Here is a 15304-nt window from a genome sequence, read left to right as displayed (position 1 = left end):
TTTTAACGGGTATTGCATAGCTTCGGCCTCCATGAGCGTTCCCGGAGGTTACAGATGCCCGATACTTCGACAATTCTGTCGTTGCCCCTGATTCAACCTGCGCAGGCGCAAAAGCATGTCACCCATAACGAGGCTGTTCGGCTGCTGGACCTGATGGTGCAACTGTCGGTCACCTCGCGTGTTCTGACCGCGCCGCCGGTCAGTCCCGTGCTGGGTGATCGCTATATCGTGCCAGCGGGTGCAACCGGTGCATGGGCCGGTCAGGCGGGCAAGATTGCGATGTTTGAAACCGAGGTTTGGCAGTTCTTTGCGCCGCTCGCGGGCTGGCAGGCTTATGTCGTCGCGGAAGCGACGATGGCGGTGTTCAATGGCAGCGCGTGGCTGGCGTTGACGGACGGGCCTTTGTCGGTGGGGCAGCTTGGCGTCTCGGCGACGGCGGATGCGACCAACCGGCTGGCGGTTTCCGCGCCTGCCTCCCTGTTTGATCATGCCGGGGCGGGGCATCTGATGAAGCTGAACAAGGCCTCGGCAGGCGATAGCGCCAGCCTGGCATTTCAGACCGGATATTCCAGCCGGGCGATGCTTGGAACCCAAGGCGCGGATGATTTCAGCCTGAAAGTCTCGCCCGATGGCAGCAGCTTTCTGGATGCGGTAACGGTGGCGGCGGGTACGGGCTATGTCGCACTGCCGCAGGGCGTGTTGGCGAACGGTTTCAGCCTGCGCGATCCGTCTGACCCCAGCAAGCGCGCGGTGTTTTCGGTGGCGGGCGTATCGGCGGGAGCGACGCGGACCTACACATTGCCGAATGCCAGCAGCGAATTGGCGGGGCTGGCGGGCACGCAGACTTTCAGCGGGGCGAAGACGTTTTCCGGTGGGCTGACCGTGAGCGGCGCGAGTGCCAGCATTGGCACCTCAACCGCCAACAGCACCTACAGCGTGGGCGGGGGCGCGACGGCTTCGGGCAATACGTCGACCATCAATTTGGGCACGGGGGGCGTCAGCGGCTCGACGACGGTGGTAAACATCGGATCGAGTGTGGCGGGTGCCGGGGGCAGCACGGTGATCAACAGCCCCAGTGTCAGCTTTGCGGCATCGGTCGCCAGTATCGCGGCGCCCAATGCCGCGTTGACGGTGGATGAACTGGGGGTGGGTGGGGCCAGCCCGGATGCGACCAACCGCCTGTCGGTCAATGCTCCGGCGACGCTGTTGAACCATGACGGGGCCGGGCATCAGTTAAAGCTGAACAAGGCAGCGGCAGGTCAGACTGCCAGCCTGACGTTTCAGACCGGATTTTCGGGGCGCGCCGAGATGGGCACCACCGGATCGGATGATTTCGCGATCAAGGTCAGCCCGGATGGCAGCACATTTTACACCGCAATGACAGTCGCGCGGGCGACCGGGCAGGCTACCTTGCCGCAGGTGCTCAACCTCGGCGGGCAGGCGGCGGACCCGGTCAATGGCATGGTCTGGCTGAACACCACCACCGGCCAGGTCAAGGTGCGCAGCGCCGGTGTCAGCCAAGCGATCAGTGCAGGCATCAGCGACGGGGCCAAGGGGGATATCACAGTCTCGGGCGGCGGCACGGTGTGGTCGCTGGCGGCACCTGTCAAATACGGCGTGCAGGTCGCGCTGAACCAACAAGCATTCATCAACTAGGAGAGCGGCAATGCCCGGCAATACTTCCCCGATTTTCTCGAAAGTGGCCCGTGTGGAATGGGCGGGCGGCATTACCGCAGCCAATACCGCCAAGGATGGCACCGGCACGGTGGACACGGTGTTCACGGCGGATGCGACCAATGGGTCGTATCTGCAAAAGCTGGTGGTGCGACCCAAGGGCACCAATGTGGCCTCGGTGCTGCGGGTGTTTCTGAACAATGGCGCAAGCAATGCAACTGCCGCCAACAATGCGCTGATTGCCGAGTTGTCGCTGCCTGCCACCACGCTTTCGGAAGTGGCGGCGCTGTCGGGTAATGAACTGCCGCTGAACATCCCGGTGCCGCCCGGATACCGGGTACAGGTGACATTGGGCACGGCGGTGGCGGGCGGCTATGCGGTGACGGGTTTCGGGGGGGATTACTGATGAGTTTTCCGCATTTCCTGCCGCGAGAGGCGGGACAGACCCGGCGGTTTGATCCGATCGGGACGGCGGGCCAGTGGCAAAGCTACTCGGTGCCGCTGGGGGCGGTGCTGCTGGAGATCCTGCTGGTGGGCGGCGGCGGGGGGGGCGGCGCAGGCTTTGCGGCGGCAGCGGCTTCGGCGCGTGGTGGCGGTGGCGGGGGAGGATCGGGCACGGTGTCCCGACTTGTGGTGCCAAGCGCCCTACTGCCGGGCACGCTGTTCATCTCGCCGGGAGGTGGCGGGGTTGCAGGGGGTGCGGGGGGCGCGTCCACCGTTGCACTCGCGCCATCGTCAGCGGCGGCGGCGCTGCTGGCCAGTGCGAATGGTGGCGGCGCGGGGGGCACCGGGACGGGCGCTGCGGTGGGGGCGGCAGGTGCGGCTGGCACCATCACCTCGGGCGGGGCCTATTCGGCACTGGGCAGCTTTGTCAGCATTGCTGGTCAGGCCGGAGGTGCAGGGGGTGCCGTCGCAGGCGGCACGGGAACCTCCGTGGCGTTTGGCGGCGTAAACATCTTCGTCAGCGGTGGTGCGGGGGGCGGGGGTGCGACCTCTGCCGATTTCGCGGGTGGCGGGGTGAATGGAGCAGGGCTGTGCCCGACCATCGCAGGCGCTGCGGCAGGCAGCAATACGGGTGCGGCGGGGTATGAGCTGTGGTTGCCGCCAACGTTCTCGGGTGGCTCTGGCGGTGGTGCTTCGAACGCGGGAACAGGGGGAGCGGGAGGCGCTGGCGGGCGCGGGTCGGGCGGTGGCGGCGGTGGCGCGGGTGTCACCGCAGGCTTGGGCGGTCGCGGCGGCGATGGCTTTGTGCTGATCACCTGCCTTTCCTAAGTTGCGACACAGCGCTGTGGCCGGGAGGATCAATCCTTCCGGCCTTTTGCTTGATGGCCCCTTTGCGCTTGATTTTCTTTGGTTTGATTGTTCGCGGATTTGACACAGTCGCACGCTCTGCCTAAGACAGGACTGGAACAGCCAGGAGTGTTGGCATGAAGATTGCGATGATCGGAACCGGCTATGTCGGCTTGGTTTCGGGCGTGTGTTTCTCGGATTTTGGGCATGAGGTGGTCTGCGTCGACAAAGACCCCGGCAAGATTGACCGTTTGAATGCGGGCCAGGTGCCGATATTCGAGCCGGGGCTTGAGGCCTTGATGGCCAAGAACGTCAGTGCTGGGCGTTTGTCGTTTACGCTTGATCTGGCCGAGGCGGTGGCGGGTGCGGATGCGGTGTTTATCGCTGTGGGCACGCCGACGCGGCGCGGTGATGGCCATGCCGATCTGACCTATGTGATGGCAGCCGCCGAAGAAATCGGGCGGGCGCTTACGGGCTATGCGGTGATTGTCACCAAATCGACGGTCCCGGTGGGCACCAACCGCAAGGTGGCGGAAGCTGCGGCTGCGGCGAACCCGGATGCCAAGTTCGACGTGGCCTCGAACCCGGAATTCCTGCGCGAAGGCGCCGCGATTGACGATTTCATGCGGCCTGATCGTGTTGTCGTCGGCGTGGAAAGCCAGCGTGCGCGCAAGGTGATGGCTGACATCTACCGCCCGCTGTTCCTGCGCGAATTCCCGGTGGTTTATACCGGCCTCGAATCCGCCGAGATGATCAAATACGCCGCCAACGCGTTTCTGGCCACCAAGATCACCTTCATCAACGAAATCGCGGCTTTGTGCGAGAAAGTTGGCGCGGATATCAAGGATGTGTCGAAAGGCATGGGTATGGATGGCCGTATTGGCAACAAGTTCCTGCATGCGGGCCCCGGTTATGGCGGGTCGTGTTTTCCGAAAGACACCATGGCCTTGGCGCGGATTGGGCAGGACCATGCCGTGCCGATGCAGATCACCGAGACGGTGATCAAGGTGAATGATGAGATCAAGCGCCGGATGATCGACAAGATCGTTGACCTCTGTGACGGCAGCCTGAACGGCAAGACCATCGCCGTGCTGGGCGTGACCTTCAAGCCCAACACCGACGACATGCGCGACGCGCCGAGCCTGACCATCGTGCCCGCTTTGGTGGGTGGCGGGGCCAAGGTGCGGGTGGTTGATCCGCAGGGCCAGCGCGAGGGCGAGGCCTTGTTGCCCGGCGTGAAATGGGTCGAAAGCCCCTATCAGGCGGCGCATGGGGCGGATCTGGTGGTGTTGCTGACTGAATGGAACGAATTCCGCGCGTTGGATCTGAGCAAGCTTGCGAAAAAGATGGAAACGCCGCGGATGGCCGATTTGCGCAACATCTATTCGCTGGAAGAAGCCACCGAGGCCGGGTTCCAGACCTATGCTGCAGTCGGGCGCTAGCGGATAGGCGTGTAAAACTCTGCCGGGGCGATACGGCCCGGCACTCTGGTGTGGTTGTGTGGGGTCGCTCGGATGTCGGATGCCAAAGAGTCAATCCTGTTCGTGGTGGATGGTATGGGGCTGGAAGCGCAATCGCTGCTTCTGGCCGCATCCTTGGCCAAGCATCACCCGGATCGCGGAGAGGTCGCGCTGGTCGCCTATGTCTCGCCACGTTCGGCCAGCAGTCTGACGCCGGTGACGCGGGCGCTTTATGCCAAATGTGGCGTGCAGATGCGGCCTCTGCCTGTGGCAGACGGGGTTTGGGCCAAGCCTTATCCGCATGGCAACAAGATTCTGGCCTGTGCGGCACCGCGCACGTCGCAGCGCAGCCAGTTCATCGACACCGATACCGTCTGTCTGGGGCCGCTGGCGGGGCTGGATCTGACAGACCCCGAAGTGGTGGCGATGGTGCCCGAAGGGTTGCCGACCTGGGGCAAGGAGGACGGCAAGTGGCAGCGCGCTTATGAGTTTTTCGGCCTGCCGATGCCAGAGGATCGTGTGGAACTGACGCGGGGGCGTCATGTGACCTATCCGCCCTATTTCAATGCCGGATTTATCAGCTTCAGCGATATGCCGCGCCCGGATACCGGTGACAATTTCGCGCAAAGCTGGCTGAAAACGGCAATCGAGTTTGACAACCGTTGCCCGATCAAGGGCAAGCGGCCATGGCTGGATCAGATCACGCTGCCGCTGACCATGAAGCGGTTTGGCTTTGACTATCAGGTCTTGCACGAGGTGTGGAATTTCTCGATTGCTGACCGGCTGAAATTGCATCGGGCCAAGAAGGCGCGGTTGATCCATTATCATCGCGGCGTGCATTTGCGGCGGCTGGATTTTTACAACGATTTCGTCGCCAACGCGCTGGCCTGCGTGCCCGAAGCGATGGCCGGGGCGCTGATGGAGCAGATCAGCGGCTTGGTCGCAGACCCGGTTGAGGCTGCAGCCGAGTGACCGAGAATTTGGTCTGCCCGTGGCTGTTTGCACTGGACCTTGGCGCGGAAAGCCCCTTTTAGTCGCGGCACGGGTGGCGGAATAAGCGGAAGACGATGATGCAAAAGCATGTGCTGGTTACGGGTGGGGCGGGGTATATCGGGGCGCATGCTTGCAAGGCGCTGGCGCAAGCGGGATTTGTGCCGGTGGCGTTTGACAACCTGTCGACCGGCTGGCGTGATGCAGTGAAGTTTGGCCCGTTTGTGCAGGGTGATCTGCTGGACCGCGCCAGCATTGATGCGGCCTTCCACCAGTTCCGCCCGGTTGCCGTGATGCATTTTGCCGCCCTGTCACTGGTGGGCGAGTCGATGACCGATCCGGGGCGGTATTGGCGCACCAATGTGAACGGCTCGCTTAATCTGGTGGAGGCGGCGGTGCATGCGGGCTGCATGAATTTCGTATTCTCATCGACCTGTGCCACCTATGGCGATCAGGATGGGGTGGTGCTGGATGAAGACACACCGCAGCATCCGATCAATTCCTACGGCGCGTCGAAAAAGGCCATCGAGGAAATCCTGAAAAACTTTGGCGCGGCTTATGGGCTGAACCATGTGATCTTCCGCTATTTCAACGTCGCAGGTGCCGATCCCGAGGCCGAAGTGGGCGAACAGCACCGCCCGGAGACGCATCTGATCCCGTTGATGCTGGATGCGATCGAGGGCCGCCGCCCGGCGCTGACGGTGTTCGGGCAGGATTACCCCACGCCGGATGGCACCTGTGTGCGCGATTATGTGCATGTGGTGGATCTGGCCGATGCGCATGTGAAGGGCGTGAATTGGCTGCTCGATGGTCGCGGCAACCGGGCATTCAACCTTGGCACCGGGCACGGCTTTTCGGTGCGGCAGGTGGTGGATGCCAGCCGCGCTGTGACCAACCGCGATGTGCCGATCATTCAAGGGCCGCGCCGTGCGGGGGATGCGGCGTCGCTGGTGTCGGGGTCTGACCGTGCGCGGACGGAACTGGGGTGGGAGCCTGCACGCTCGACCCTGCCCGAGATGATCCGCGATGCTTTGGCATGGTCGCAAAAGCCGGGATTTCTGCGCTAAGGCGGGTGGCGGGCGGCTGAGGTTTTTTTCCCATCTGGGAGTGACTTGTGGTTTTGGGGCGGTTCGCGGGCGTTTTTCACAATATGTTGTGGTTTGGTGCTGGTTTGAGGGTTTTTGCTTCTGTGATCGCGGAGGGTTTGCCCGCGTGTTTTGGCAGCGTTGCGCTGGCGTTCGACCCCAACCCCACGCCGCCCCGGACTTGATCCGGGGCCTCTGGTTGGCGGGTAGAGGCCCCGGATCAAGTCCGGGGCGGCGTGGGATGTGTGGGGACCGACATTCAGCTTCTGCGGTCTGGCGAAGGCCATCGCCTTCGCCATGCGGCGCGGGTGCCGTTGAGACCGCCGCGCCTTAAGGGCCCGGCCAGCGCCCGACCCGCCGATGGCGGGCGATTCTCGCCCGCCGGGTCGGGTGCTGGCCTCGTGGGGTGATTTCTGAACTGATCACAGGGTGAGACCGTTCGCGCGGGCGGGAAAACGCGGTGCGTTTCCTACTTCCGCCCTACTTGGGCGCAGGCAAGCAAGCGAATTTCTGTCGGCTTTTGGGGCTAGCCGATGCGGCGATAGTCGCGCGCTTGGGTGGAGAGCCGTGCGGCCTCTACCTGCGGCACATCGGCCACCAGCAGGGCGGGGCCCATGCCCGCTTGCGCCAGCACATCGCCATCTGCCCCCACGATCAGCGAGCCGCCGGCATAGTGCAGATCGCCCTCAATCCCGCAGTAATTGGCATAGACAATCGTGATGCCGTGATTGGCGGCCATCGCGGGGACGGTGGCGCGCATGACATGGGTGTAGGGCAGCATATTGGCGGTCGGCACCAGCAGAACCTTGACCCCTGCCGCTGCCAAGGCGGCGATATGGGGGGCAAATTCCACATCGTAGCAGATCAGCAATGCCGCCTTGTGCCCCGCCAGATCGAAGCTGACGTAAGCGTCGCCGGGGCGGTAGATCGAAGACTCTCGCGGGCCGTAAAGCTGAATCTTGCGGTAATGCGCCAGTTCGGCCCCATCCGGCCCCAAGGCCAAGGCAGAATTGTAAACTGCGTCGCCGTCACGCTCGGCATAGCCGAACACCACACCGCAGCCTGCGTTGCGGCAGGCCTTTGCAAGCTGATCCTGCCAAGCGCCGCCACGCATCAGCGCCAGTTCGGCAATCGCATCGCTGTTGTATCCCGGTGCAAAGCTTTCCGGCACCACCAGCATATTGGCCCGCGCCGCACCCGCTGCGCTCAATGCCTGTTCCACGGCGCTGACGGCTGCAGCGCAATCTCCGGCGGGCGAGGGCGCTTGCAGCAGGGCAAGGCGAAGATCGGGCATGGGCAACTCCTGTCAGGTTTGGCGCATCATGGCGCGGGGCGGGCGCGGTGTCACCCCCGTGCTGGATTGACTTTCGGCTTGGGCTTTCCTCATCTGGCGCAAAGCATGAGGTTCCGCTTGCCGCCCCGCCATACGTTGATTTCCAGTGTCAAAGATGAAGGCCCGTTTCTGCTGGAATGGGTGGCGCATCACCTTGTGCTGGGGTTCGACCGTATCCTGATCGCCTCGAACGATTGCAGCGATGGCAGTGAGCGGTTGCTGGGGGCGCTGGATCAGGCGGGGTATATCACCCACGTGCCGAACAAGCTGAAACCGGGCGAGATTCCGCAGCACGCAGGCTATGAGAAAATCCGCCGTTTGCATGGCATTGATCAGACCGAATGGCTGATGATGCTGGATGCGGATGAGTTCTTGAACGTGCATGTCGGCGATCACCGCGTGGCCGATCTGACTGAGCGGGCCGAGGCGGATGTTGATGTGGTGGCCCTTTACGGGATGTTCTTCACCAGCCATCCGGTTGCGCGCTGGCAGGCGGGGCGGGTGTGCGCGGCGTTCACGCATCGGTTGCCGACGCAGCACAAGGCCAATGCGGCGCTGAAAACCCTGACCCGAAATCCGGGCCGGTTTCGCGGTATCCACAATCACTCGATGGTGGGGTTCAAGGACAAGGTGCCGTTGCAGGTGATGTGGGGCGATGGCACGCGGACCCAGACCGATCCGGCGTTGCCGCTGTGGCGGCAGTTGCGCAATGGCGATGTGAAAGCGGTGTCGCATCGCTTGGCGCATTACAACCATTATGGGCTGAAAGCGCCAGACAGCTATGCGCTGCGGCGTGCCCGTGGGCGCGGCGCGGTGGCCGAGACCAATGCCGAGACCGCGCGCCACACCGAGGCCTATTTCGCCGAGCGCAATCAGCCCGGCGGCGAGGATCACTCGATTGCCCGCTATGGTGCGCAGGTGCAGGCGATGATGGGCGAGATGTTGGGGCATCAGAAGATCAAGCGTCGGCAGCGGGTGTGCGAGGAAAGCTACGCCGCGATGCTGGCGGCGTTGCGGTAGCGGGGCAGACCCTTTGCCGCAGGCGGGCGGCATTGTGCTGCTGGCGGCGTGGCCCCAGATTGACGGCAGCAAGGGCGTGGGGCAGGCAGCGGGATGGGGCAGCAGGATCAACAGACTTCAGCCGCCGTGCTGGCCGGGTTGATTGCGCCTGCGCGCGGGCGGCTGCGGGTGTCGGCGGTGTTTGCAGGGGCGGCGGCGCTGATCTGGCCGATGCAGGCGGCGTTGGTGGCGGCGGCACTCGCTGGATTGCTGACGGATGCGCCGCCGCTGTGGGCCTATGCGGTGTGCTTCGGGCTGCTGGGGTTGTTGCGGGCGGTTTTGACTTACTTTTCAGAAGCGGCGGCGAGTCGGGCGGGGCTTGCGGTCGTTGGCGCGTTGCGGGCCGATTTGGCGGCGCGAGAAGCGGCGCGCAGCACAGGGCCAGCGGCGGGGGGCGTGGCGGCGCTGGCGGGCGAAAAGCTGGAGATGCTGCTGCCTTACGTCAGCCGCTATGCCCCTGCGCGGGCGCGGGTGATGCTGGTGCCGGGGCTGATTTTGGTGCTGGCGTTCTGGCAATCCTGGGCGGTGGGGGTGGTGTTGCTGATCAGCGGGCCGCTGATCCCGGTGTTCATGGCGTTGATCGGTTGGGCTGCGCAGGCGGCAAGCCAGCGGCAGATGCAGGAAATCGGCACGCTGAACGATCTGTTGATCGAGCGGTTGCACGCGTTGCTGGACATCCGGCTGCTGGGCGCGGGGGCTGCGGTGGGTGCGGGCTTTGCCGAGGCGGCCGAGCGGTTGCGCGCACAGACCATGGCGGTGCTGCGGGTGGCGTTTTTATCCTCGGCAGTGTTGGAGTTGTTCGCGGCGCTTGGGGTGGCGATGGTGGCGGTGTATGTCGGCTTTTCGCTGCTGGGGGTGTTGGAGTTTGGCAGCTATGGCACGCCGCTGACGCCTGCGGCGGGGATATTCTTGCTGCTGCTCGCGCCCGAGTTTTATCAGCCTTTGCGTGATCTGTCGGCGGCCTGGCATGACCGCGCGGCGGCGCTGGCGGTGGCGGATGAATGGGCGGAGTGGCAGGCGCGCAGCGATGAGGCGCCGCTGCTGGGGCAGGGGGCGCAAGCGGCGCGGTTGCCGGGGCCTGCCGATATTGCGATGACGGGGGGGCAGGTGCGGCTGGGGGCAAGGGTGCTGCAACTGCCGGATTTCACGCTGAAAGCGGGCGAGACTCTGGCGCTGCTGGGCCCCAGTGGCAGCGGCAAGACCACGGTGCTGCGGGCGCTGGCCGGGATGCAGCATTTGGCGGCGGGGCAGATCACGGTGGCGGGCCAGCCCTTGAGTGACGCAACGGCGGATGGATGGCGGGCGCGGCTGGGCTGGATGCCGCAACAGCCGCAGTTTTTGAACGGCAGTCTGCGCCATAACATCAGTCTGGGGCAGGGTGATCCCGGCGCGGCGCTGGCGGCGGTGGCGATGCTGGATGTGGTGCAGGCTTTGCCGCAGGGTGCGGCCACGCGGCTGGGCGAGGGCGGCGGTGGCCTGTCGGGCGGTGAGGCGCGGCGGCTGACGCTGGCGCGTGCGCTGCACGCCCGCCCCGATGTGTTGCTGGCGGATGAGCCGACCGCTGATCTGGATGCGGCGACCGCCGCCATTGTCACCGCGGCGCTGCTGGCGTTGGCTGAAAGCGGGTGCAGCCTGATCATCGCCACGCATGATGCGGGCCTTGCGGCAAAGATGGATCGGGTGATCCGGCTGGAGGCGGCAGCATGAGGCCGCTCTGGCAGGTGTTCCGGCTGATCTGGCAGGCGCAGCGGGCGGCGTTGTTGCGCGGGGCGGTGCTGTCGGTGGTGGTGCTGGTGGCGGGGGCAACGCTGTTGGGGGTGTCGGGCTGGTTCATCACGGCGGCTGCGGCGGCGGGGCTGGCGGGGATGGGGGCGGTGTTTGACGTGTTCCGCCCTTCGGGCGCGATCCGGTTTCTGGCGCTGGGGCGGACGGCGGCGCGCTATGGCGAGCGGGTGCTGACGCATGACGCCACCTTGCGCGCCTTTGCCACGCTGCGGCTGCGGGTGCTGCAAGCCTATCTGGCAGCGCCTTATGATCGGCAAAGCCGGTTGCGCGGGCCGCAGGTGTTGAACCGCATCACGGCGGATATTGATGCGCTGGATGGCCTGCCGCTGCGGCTGATCCTGCCGCTGATTGCCGGGGGGATAACGCTGGCGGCCAGCTTTGCGGTGCTGTGGGCGCTGGCGGGGCTGGCGATTGCCGCCACGGTGGCTTTGGGCTTTGGCTTGGGTGGCGCGGTGGTGCTGATCTGGGCGGGGCGGGCGGGATCAAAGCCTTCGCGGCGGGTGGAATATGCCGCGCAGGCGTTTCGCGCGCGGTTGATTGATCTGGTGCAGGCGCGGGGTGATCTGGCGGTCTATGGCCAGCTTGCCGCGCAGCATCAGGCGGTTCTGTCTGCCGAGACGCGGCGACAGAGCGCGCGGCTGGCGCAAGACCGCATCGAGCGGCAGGCGGGGCTTTTGCTGTCATGGCTTGCGACGGCGGTTGCCACGGCCGCGCTGCTGTTGGGCATGGCGCTGGCGGAACAGGGGGCGCTGAGCCCGGCGGTGGCGGCGGTTGGCTTTTTTGCCGCCCTTGCGCTGGCCGAGGTGTTGGCTCCGCTGCGCCGCGCGGTGGCCGATCTGGGCCGGATGCGGCTGGCGGCGCGGCGGGTGGTGCAAAGCCTGCCCGCGCCGGTGGCGTCTGCCGGGGGCAGATACGTGGCGGGGGCGTTGCGGTTTGATACGGTCAGCCTGCAACGCGCCGGGGCAGCGCGGGCCAGTTTGCGCCCGCTGAGTTTCACGCTGCAGGCAGGCGCGACACTGGCGCTGACTGGGCCGAGTGGGGTTGGCAAATCTACCGCCCTGTTGCTGGCCGCGGGTATGTTGCGCCCCACTGGCGGGGGGATCACGCTGGGCGATCATCCGCTGCCGGAGTGGGAGGAGGCCGCGCTGCGCGAGGCGGTTGCATTGCTGCCGCAGCGTGCGGGGCTGATGGCGGGGCGTGTGCGGGCAGGGTTGCAGCTTGCCGCGCCTGATGCCGATGAAGCAACGCTGTGGGCGGTGCTGGAGGCGGTTGCGCTGGCCGATGTGATCCGCGCCAAGGGCGGGCTTGATGCGCGGCTTGGGCCGCGTGGCGCGGGGCTGTCGGGCGGCGAGGCGCGGCGGCTGGCCATTGCGCGCGTGCTGCTGCGCCGGCCTGCGATCTTGCTGCTGGATGAGCCGACCGAGGGGCTGGACACCGACACCGCGCTGCGCGTGCTGCGGGGTATCCGCCAGTATCTGCCGCAAGCGGCGATCCTGACTGCGTCACATCGCCCTGTCGAGACGGATTGGGCTGACTTCACACTGGAATTGTTCTAACTTGTATCGGTGATGTGGCTTTGAGCCATCACACCGCCGCCAGCGCCATCGGACAAGCGATTTCGGCGCGGTCGATCAGCAGGAGCATGATATGGAATTCGGCATCGTTGAACTTTCCCGGTTGCAATTCGCCACCACGGCGATGTTCCACTTTCTGTTCGTGCCCTTGACGATTGGCCTGTCGATCATCGTGGCCTGCATGGAAACCGTCTATGTGATGACCAACCGCCCGATCTGGCGGCAGATGACCAAATTCTGGGGTGCGTTGTTCGGCATCAACTTTGCCATCGGCGTGGCGACGGGGATCACGATGGAATTCCAGTTTGGCATGAACTGGAGCTATTACAGCCAATATGTCGGTGACATTTTCGGCGCGCCGCTGGCGATTGAAGGGCTGATGGCGTTCTTTCTGGAGGCGACCTTTGTCGGGCTGTTCTTCTTTGGCTGGGACAAGCTGAGCAAGGTGCAGCACCTAATGGTGGCTTGGCTGGTGGCGATTGGCTCGAACATGTCGGCGCTGTGGATTCTAATCGCGAATGGCTGGATGCAAGACCCGGTGGGGGCCGCTTTCAACCCGATGACGATGCGGATGGAGATGACCGACTTTTGGGCGGTGCTGTTCAATGAGGTGGCACAGGCGAAATTTGTCCACACGGTTTCAGCGGGTTACGTGACGGCCTCGGTGTTCGTGCTGGGGGTGTCGGCGTGGTATCTGCTGCGCGACCGCCATGTTGAACTCGCGCGCCGCTCGATTGCGGTGGCGGCGGCGTTTGGCTTGGCCTCGGCGTTCTCGGTGGTGCTTTTGGGCGACGAATCCGGTTATAACGCCACCCACAGCCAGAAGATGAAACTCGCAGCGATCGAAGGCATGTGGCACACCGAGCCTGCGCCCGCGCCGATCACCGCCTTTGGCTTCCCGGATCAGGCGGCGCGCGAGACGCATTACGCGATCCACATTCCCTACGTGATGGGGCTGATTGGCACGCGGTCGCTGACCACGGAAATCCCCGGTATCTCGGAACTGGTCGAGCAAGCCGAGGTGCGCATCCGTTCGGGCATGATCGCATATGAAGCGCTGCTGACGCTGCGGGCCGAGCGGGATGCGACGCCGCAGGTGGTCAAGGACACGTTCGAGTTGCACTCGGCTGACCTTGGCTTTGCCCTGCTGCTGCGCAAATACACCGACACGCCGCATCTGGCGACGGAAGAACAGATCAAGATGGCGGCGAATGACACGGTGCCGACGGTCTGGCCGCTGTTCTGGGCCTTCCGCATCATGGCGGGGCTGGGGTTCCTGTTCATCGGCACGATGCTGTATTTCTTCTACCGCGCCTCGTTCAAGCGGATGCAATTCCCGCGCCCCGCGCTGCATATGGCGGTGTGGATGATCCCGGCGCCGTGGATCGCGGCCGAAATGGGCTGGTTTGTCGCCGAATTCGGCCGCCAGCCGTGGACGGTGGACGGGGTGTTGCCCACGGCGATGTCAGTCTCGGCCTTGTCGATGACCGAGGTGGCGATCACGTTGGCGGGGTTTGTGATCTTTTACTCGGTGCTGTTCATCGTCGAGATGGGGCTGATGCTGAAATACATCCGCAAAGGCCCGTATCTGGAAGTGGCGGAAACCGAGGCGTGGATGAAGCGCCATGAAATCCGGCTGATGGGGCGCAAGAACGCCGATGCCATCGCAATGCCAGCGGAGTAACATCATGATCCTGAACGAACTTGTCAGCTATGAAACTCTGCGCCTGATCTGGTGGGTGCTGGTGGGCGTGCTGTTGATCGGCTTTGCGCTGACCGATGGCTTTGACATGGGGGTGGGGGCGCTGCTGCCGTTTGTCGCCAAGACCGACACTGAACGCCGCGTGGCGATCAACACCATCGGCCCGGTGTGGGAGGGCAATCAGGTTTGGTTCATCCTGGGGGGCGGTGCGATCTTTGCCGCTTGGCCGCCGTTATATGCGGTGTCGTTTTCAGGGTTTTATCTGGCGATGTGGCTGGTGCTGGCGGCGCTGATCGTGCGGCCTGTGGCGTTCAAATACCGGTCCAAGCGCGACTCGGCCCGTTGGCGCAATGGCTGGGATTGGGCGCTGTTTGCCGGGGGTGCGGTGCCTGCGACGATCTTTGGTGTGGCGGTGGGCAATGTGCTGCAAGGCGTGCCGTTTCATTTCACCGATGATCTGCACGCGATCTATGAAGGTGTGTGGTATGTGAAATTCCTGAGCCTTCTCAACCCGTTCGCGCTGTGTGCCGGTGTGGTGTCGCTGGCAATGCTGGTGATGCATGGCGCGGCTTGGCTGACGCTGAAGGCGGATGGCGCGGTGCAAACCCGCGCGCGGCAGATCGGCGCGGTTGCGGCGCTGGTGGCGGTGGGCGGCTATATCGGGTTGGGTCTGTGGCTGGCCTACGGCTTTGACGGCTACAGAATTGTCGGCGATTACGTGACCGATGGCCCGTCGAACCCGCTGCATTTCGAAGTGGCGAAGGGCGGCAGTTGGATGGAGGCCTATGCCCTGCGCCCGTGGATCGCGATTGCCCCGGCGCTGGGCGTGCTGGGCGGGCTGCTGGCCTTCCTTGGGCTGCGGGCGGGGCGCGAGGTGACAACGCTGCTGGCGTCGAAAACCGCGATCTTCGGCATGATCGCCTCGATCGGTCTGACGATGTTCCCGTTCATCTTGCCGTCGTCCAGCGATCCGGGATCGTCGCTGACGGTGTGGAACGCCTCATCCTCGCATCTGACGCTGTTCATCATGCTGGTTTCGACCGCGATCTTCCTGCCGCTGATCCTGCTTTATACCGCCTGGGTCTATAAGGTGCTGTGGGGCAAGGTATCCGAAGCGGATGTGGCCGAAAATTCGCACAGTCTTTACTGAAAGGAGCAAATCATGTGGTATTTTGCCTGGATGCTTGGCCTGCCTTTGGCCGCGCTGTTCGCGGTGCTGAACGCGATGTGGCTGGAGATGCAGGAAGACGCCCGCAAGATCGGCAATCTGGACGACTGAGGCTATTGCCACGCCGCCCCGGACTTGATCCTGGGCCTCTGCTTTGCCGCCATGAGGCCCAGGATCAAGTCCG

The 15304-nt window shown here is 64.4% G+C and carries 13 protein-coding genes; 12 read left to right on the top strand and 1 reads right to left on the bottom strand.

Translation table 11 applies throughout. The features are described 5' to 3' along the window. The first annotated feature begins 54 nt into the window (after window positions 1-54). From ACFOGH_RS15500 to galE, 6 genes are all read left to right on the top strand, one after another. A complete protein-coding gene (locus tag ACFOGH_RS15500) occupies window positions 55-1656 on the top strand; it encodes a DUF2793 domain-containing protein (protein WP_380074074.1) in 1602 nt (533 codons plus the stop codon). 10 nt (window positions 1657-1666) lie between these two features. Continuing rightward, window positions 1667-2080, top strand: a complete 414-nt coding sequence (locus tag ACFOGH_RS15495; protein WP_380074073.1) for a hypothetical protein — start codon at window positions 1667-1669, stop codon at window positions 2078-2080. Continuing rightward, the gene (locus ACFOGH_RS15490) at window positions 2080-2946 is read left to right on the top strand and encodes a hypothetical protein (protein ID WP_380074072.1); all 867 of its coding nucleotides are present in this window, start codon (window positions 2080-2082) and stop codon (window positions 2944-2946) included. Before ACFOGH_RS15495 ends, ACFOGH_RS15490 begins: the two co-directional genes overlap by 1 nt. A gap of 155 nt (window positions 2947-3101) precedes the next feature. Then, window positions 3102-4406: a UDP-glucose dehydrogenase family protein gene (locus tag ACFOGH_RS15485; RefSeq protein ID WP_380074071.1), complete on the top strand. Its 1305-nt coding sequence runs from the start codon at window positions 3102-3104 to the stop codon at window positions 4404-4406. Between the two features lie 72 nt (window positions 4407-4478). Then, window positions 4479-5396, top strand: a complete 918-nt coding sequence (locus ACFOGH_RS15480) for a hypothetical protein (protein WP_380074069.1) — start codon at window positions 4479-4481, stop codon at window positions 5394-5396. 98 nt (window positions 5397-5494) lie between these two features. Next, on the top strand, window positions 5495-6481 hold the full coding sequence (gene galE, locus ACFOGH_RS15475) for a UDP-glucose 4-epimerase GalE (RefSeq protein ID WP_380074883.1): 987 nt from the start codon (window positions 5495-5497) through the stop codon (window positions 6479-6481). A gap of 544 nt (window positions 6482-7025) precedes the next feature. On the opposite strand, the gene ACFOGH_RS15470 is transcribed toward galE, so the two are convergent. Continuing rightward, the gene (locus tag ACFOGH_RS15470) at window positions 7026-7793 is read right to left on the bottom strand and encodes a nitrilase-related carbon-nitrogen hydrolase (RefSeq protein ID WP_380074068.1); all 768 of its coding nucleotides are present in this window, start codon (window positions 7791-7793) and stop codon (window positions 7026-7028) included. A 105-nt stretch (window positions 7794-7898) separates the two neighbouring features. Between ACFOGH_RS15470 and ACFOGH_RS15465 the strand changes: the two genes are divergently transcribed. The 6 genes from ACFOGH_RS15465 to cydX all read left to right on the top strand — a co-directional run bounded on the left by ACFOGH_RS15465 (window position 7899) and on the right by cydX (window position 15231). Beyond that, the gene (locus ACFOGH_RS15465) at window positions 7899-8852 is read left to right on the top strand and encodes a glycosyltransferase family 2 protein (RefSeq protein WP_380074067.1); all 954 of its coding nucleotides are present in this window, start codon (window positions 7899-7901) and stop codon (window positions 8850-8852) included. 93 nt (window positions 8853-8945) lie between these two features. Continuing rightward, the gene (cydD, locus tag ACFOGH_RS15460) at window positions 8946-10598 is read left to right on the top strand and encodes a thiol reductant ABC exporter subunit CydD (protein ID WP_380074066.1); all 1653 of its coding nucleotides are present in this window, start codon (window positions 8946-8948) and stop codon (window positions 10596-10598) included. After that, on the top strand, window positions 10595-12232 hold the full coding sequence (locus tag ACFOGH_RS15455; RefSeq protein WP_380074065.1) for an amino acid ABC transporter ATP-binding/permease protein: 1638 nt from the start codon (window positions 10595-10597) through the stop codon (window positions 12230-12232). Before cydD ends, ACFOGH_RS15455 begins: the two co-directional genes overlap by 4 nt. A gap of 91 nt (window positions 12233-12323) precedes the next feature. After that, entirely contained in the window at window positions 12324-13934 is a 1611-nt protein-coding gene (locus ACFOGH_RS15450) for a cytochrome ubiquinol oxidase subunit I (protein ID WP_380074064.1), read from the top strand. Window positions 13935-13938: 4 nt separating this feature from the next. Next, the gene (gene cydB, locus ACFOGH_RS15445) at window positions 13939-15102 is read left to right on the top strand and encodes a cytochrome d ubiquinol oxidase subunit II (RefSeq protein WP_380074063.1); all 1164 of its coding nucleotides are present in this window, start codon (window positions 13939-13941) and stop codon (window positions 15100-15102) included. 12 nt (window positions 15103-15114) lie between these two features. After that, window positions 15115-15231: a cytochrome bd-I oxidase subunit CydX gene (gene cydX / locus ACFOGH_RS15440; protein WP_380074062.1), complete on the top strand. Its 117-nt coding sequence runs from the start codon at window positions 15115-15117 to the stop codon at window positions 15229-15231. The last annotated feature ends 73 nt before the right edge of the window (window positions 15232-15304 follow it).

Origin of the sequence: Cypionkella sinensis (genome assembly GCF_042646385.1) — a bacterium.
GTDB lineage: Bacteria > Pseudomonadota > Alphaproteobacteria > Rhodobacterales > Rhodobacteraceae > Cypionkella > Cypionkella sinensis.
Note: the sequence above shows the minus strand (reverse complement) of the source record. Positions and strands in the feature narration are given on the sequence as shown.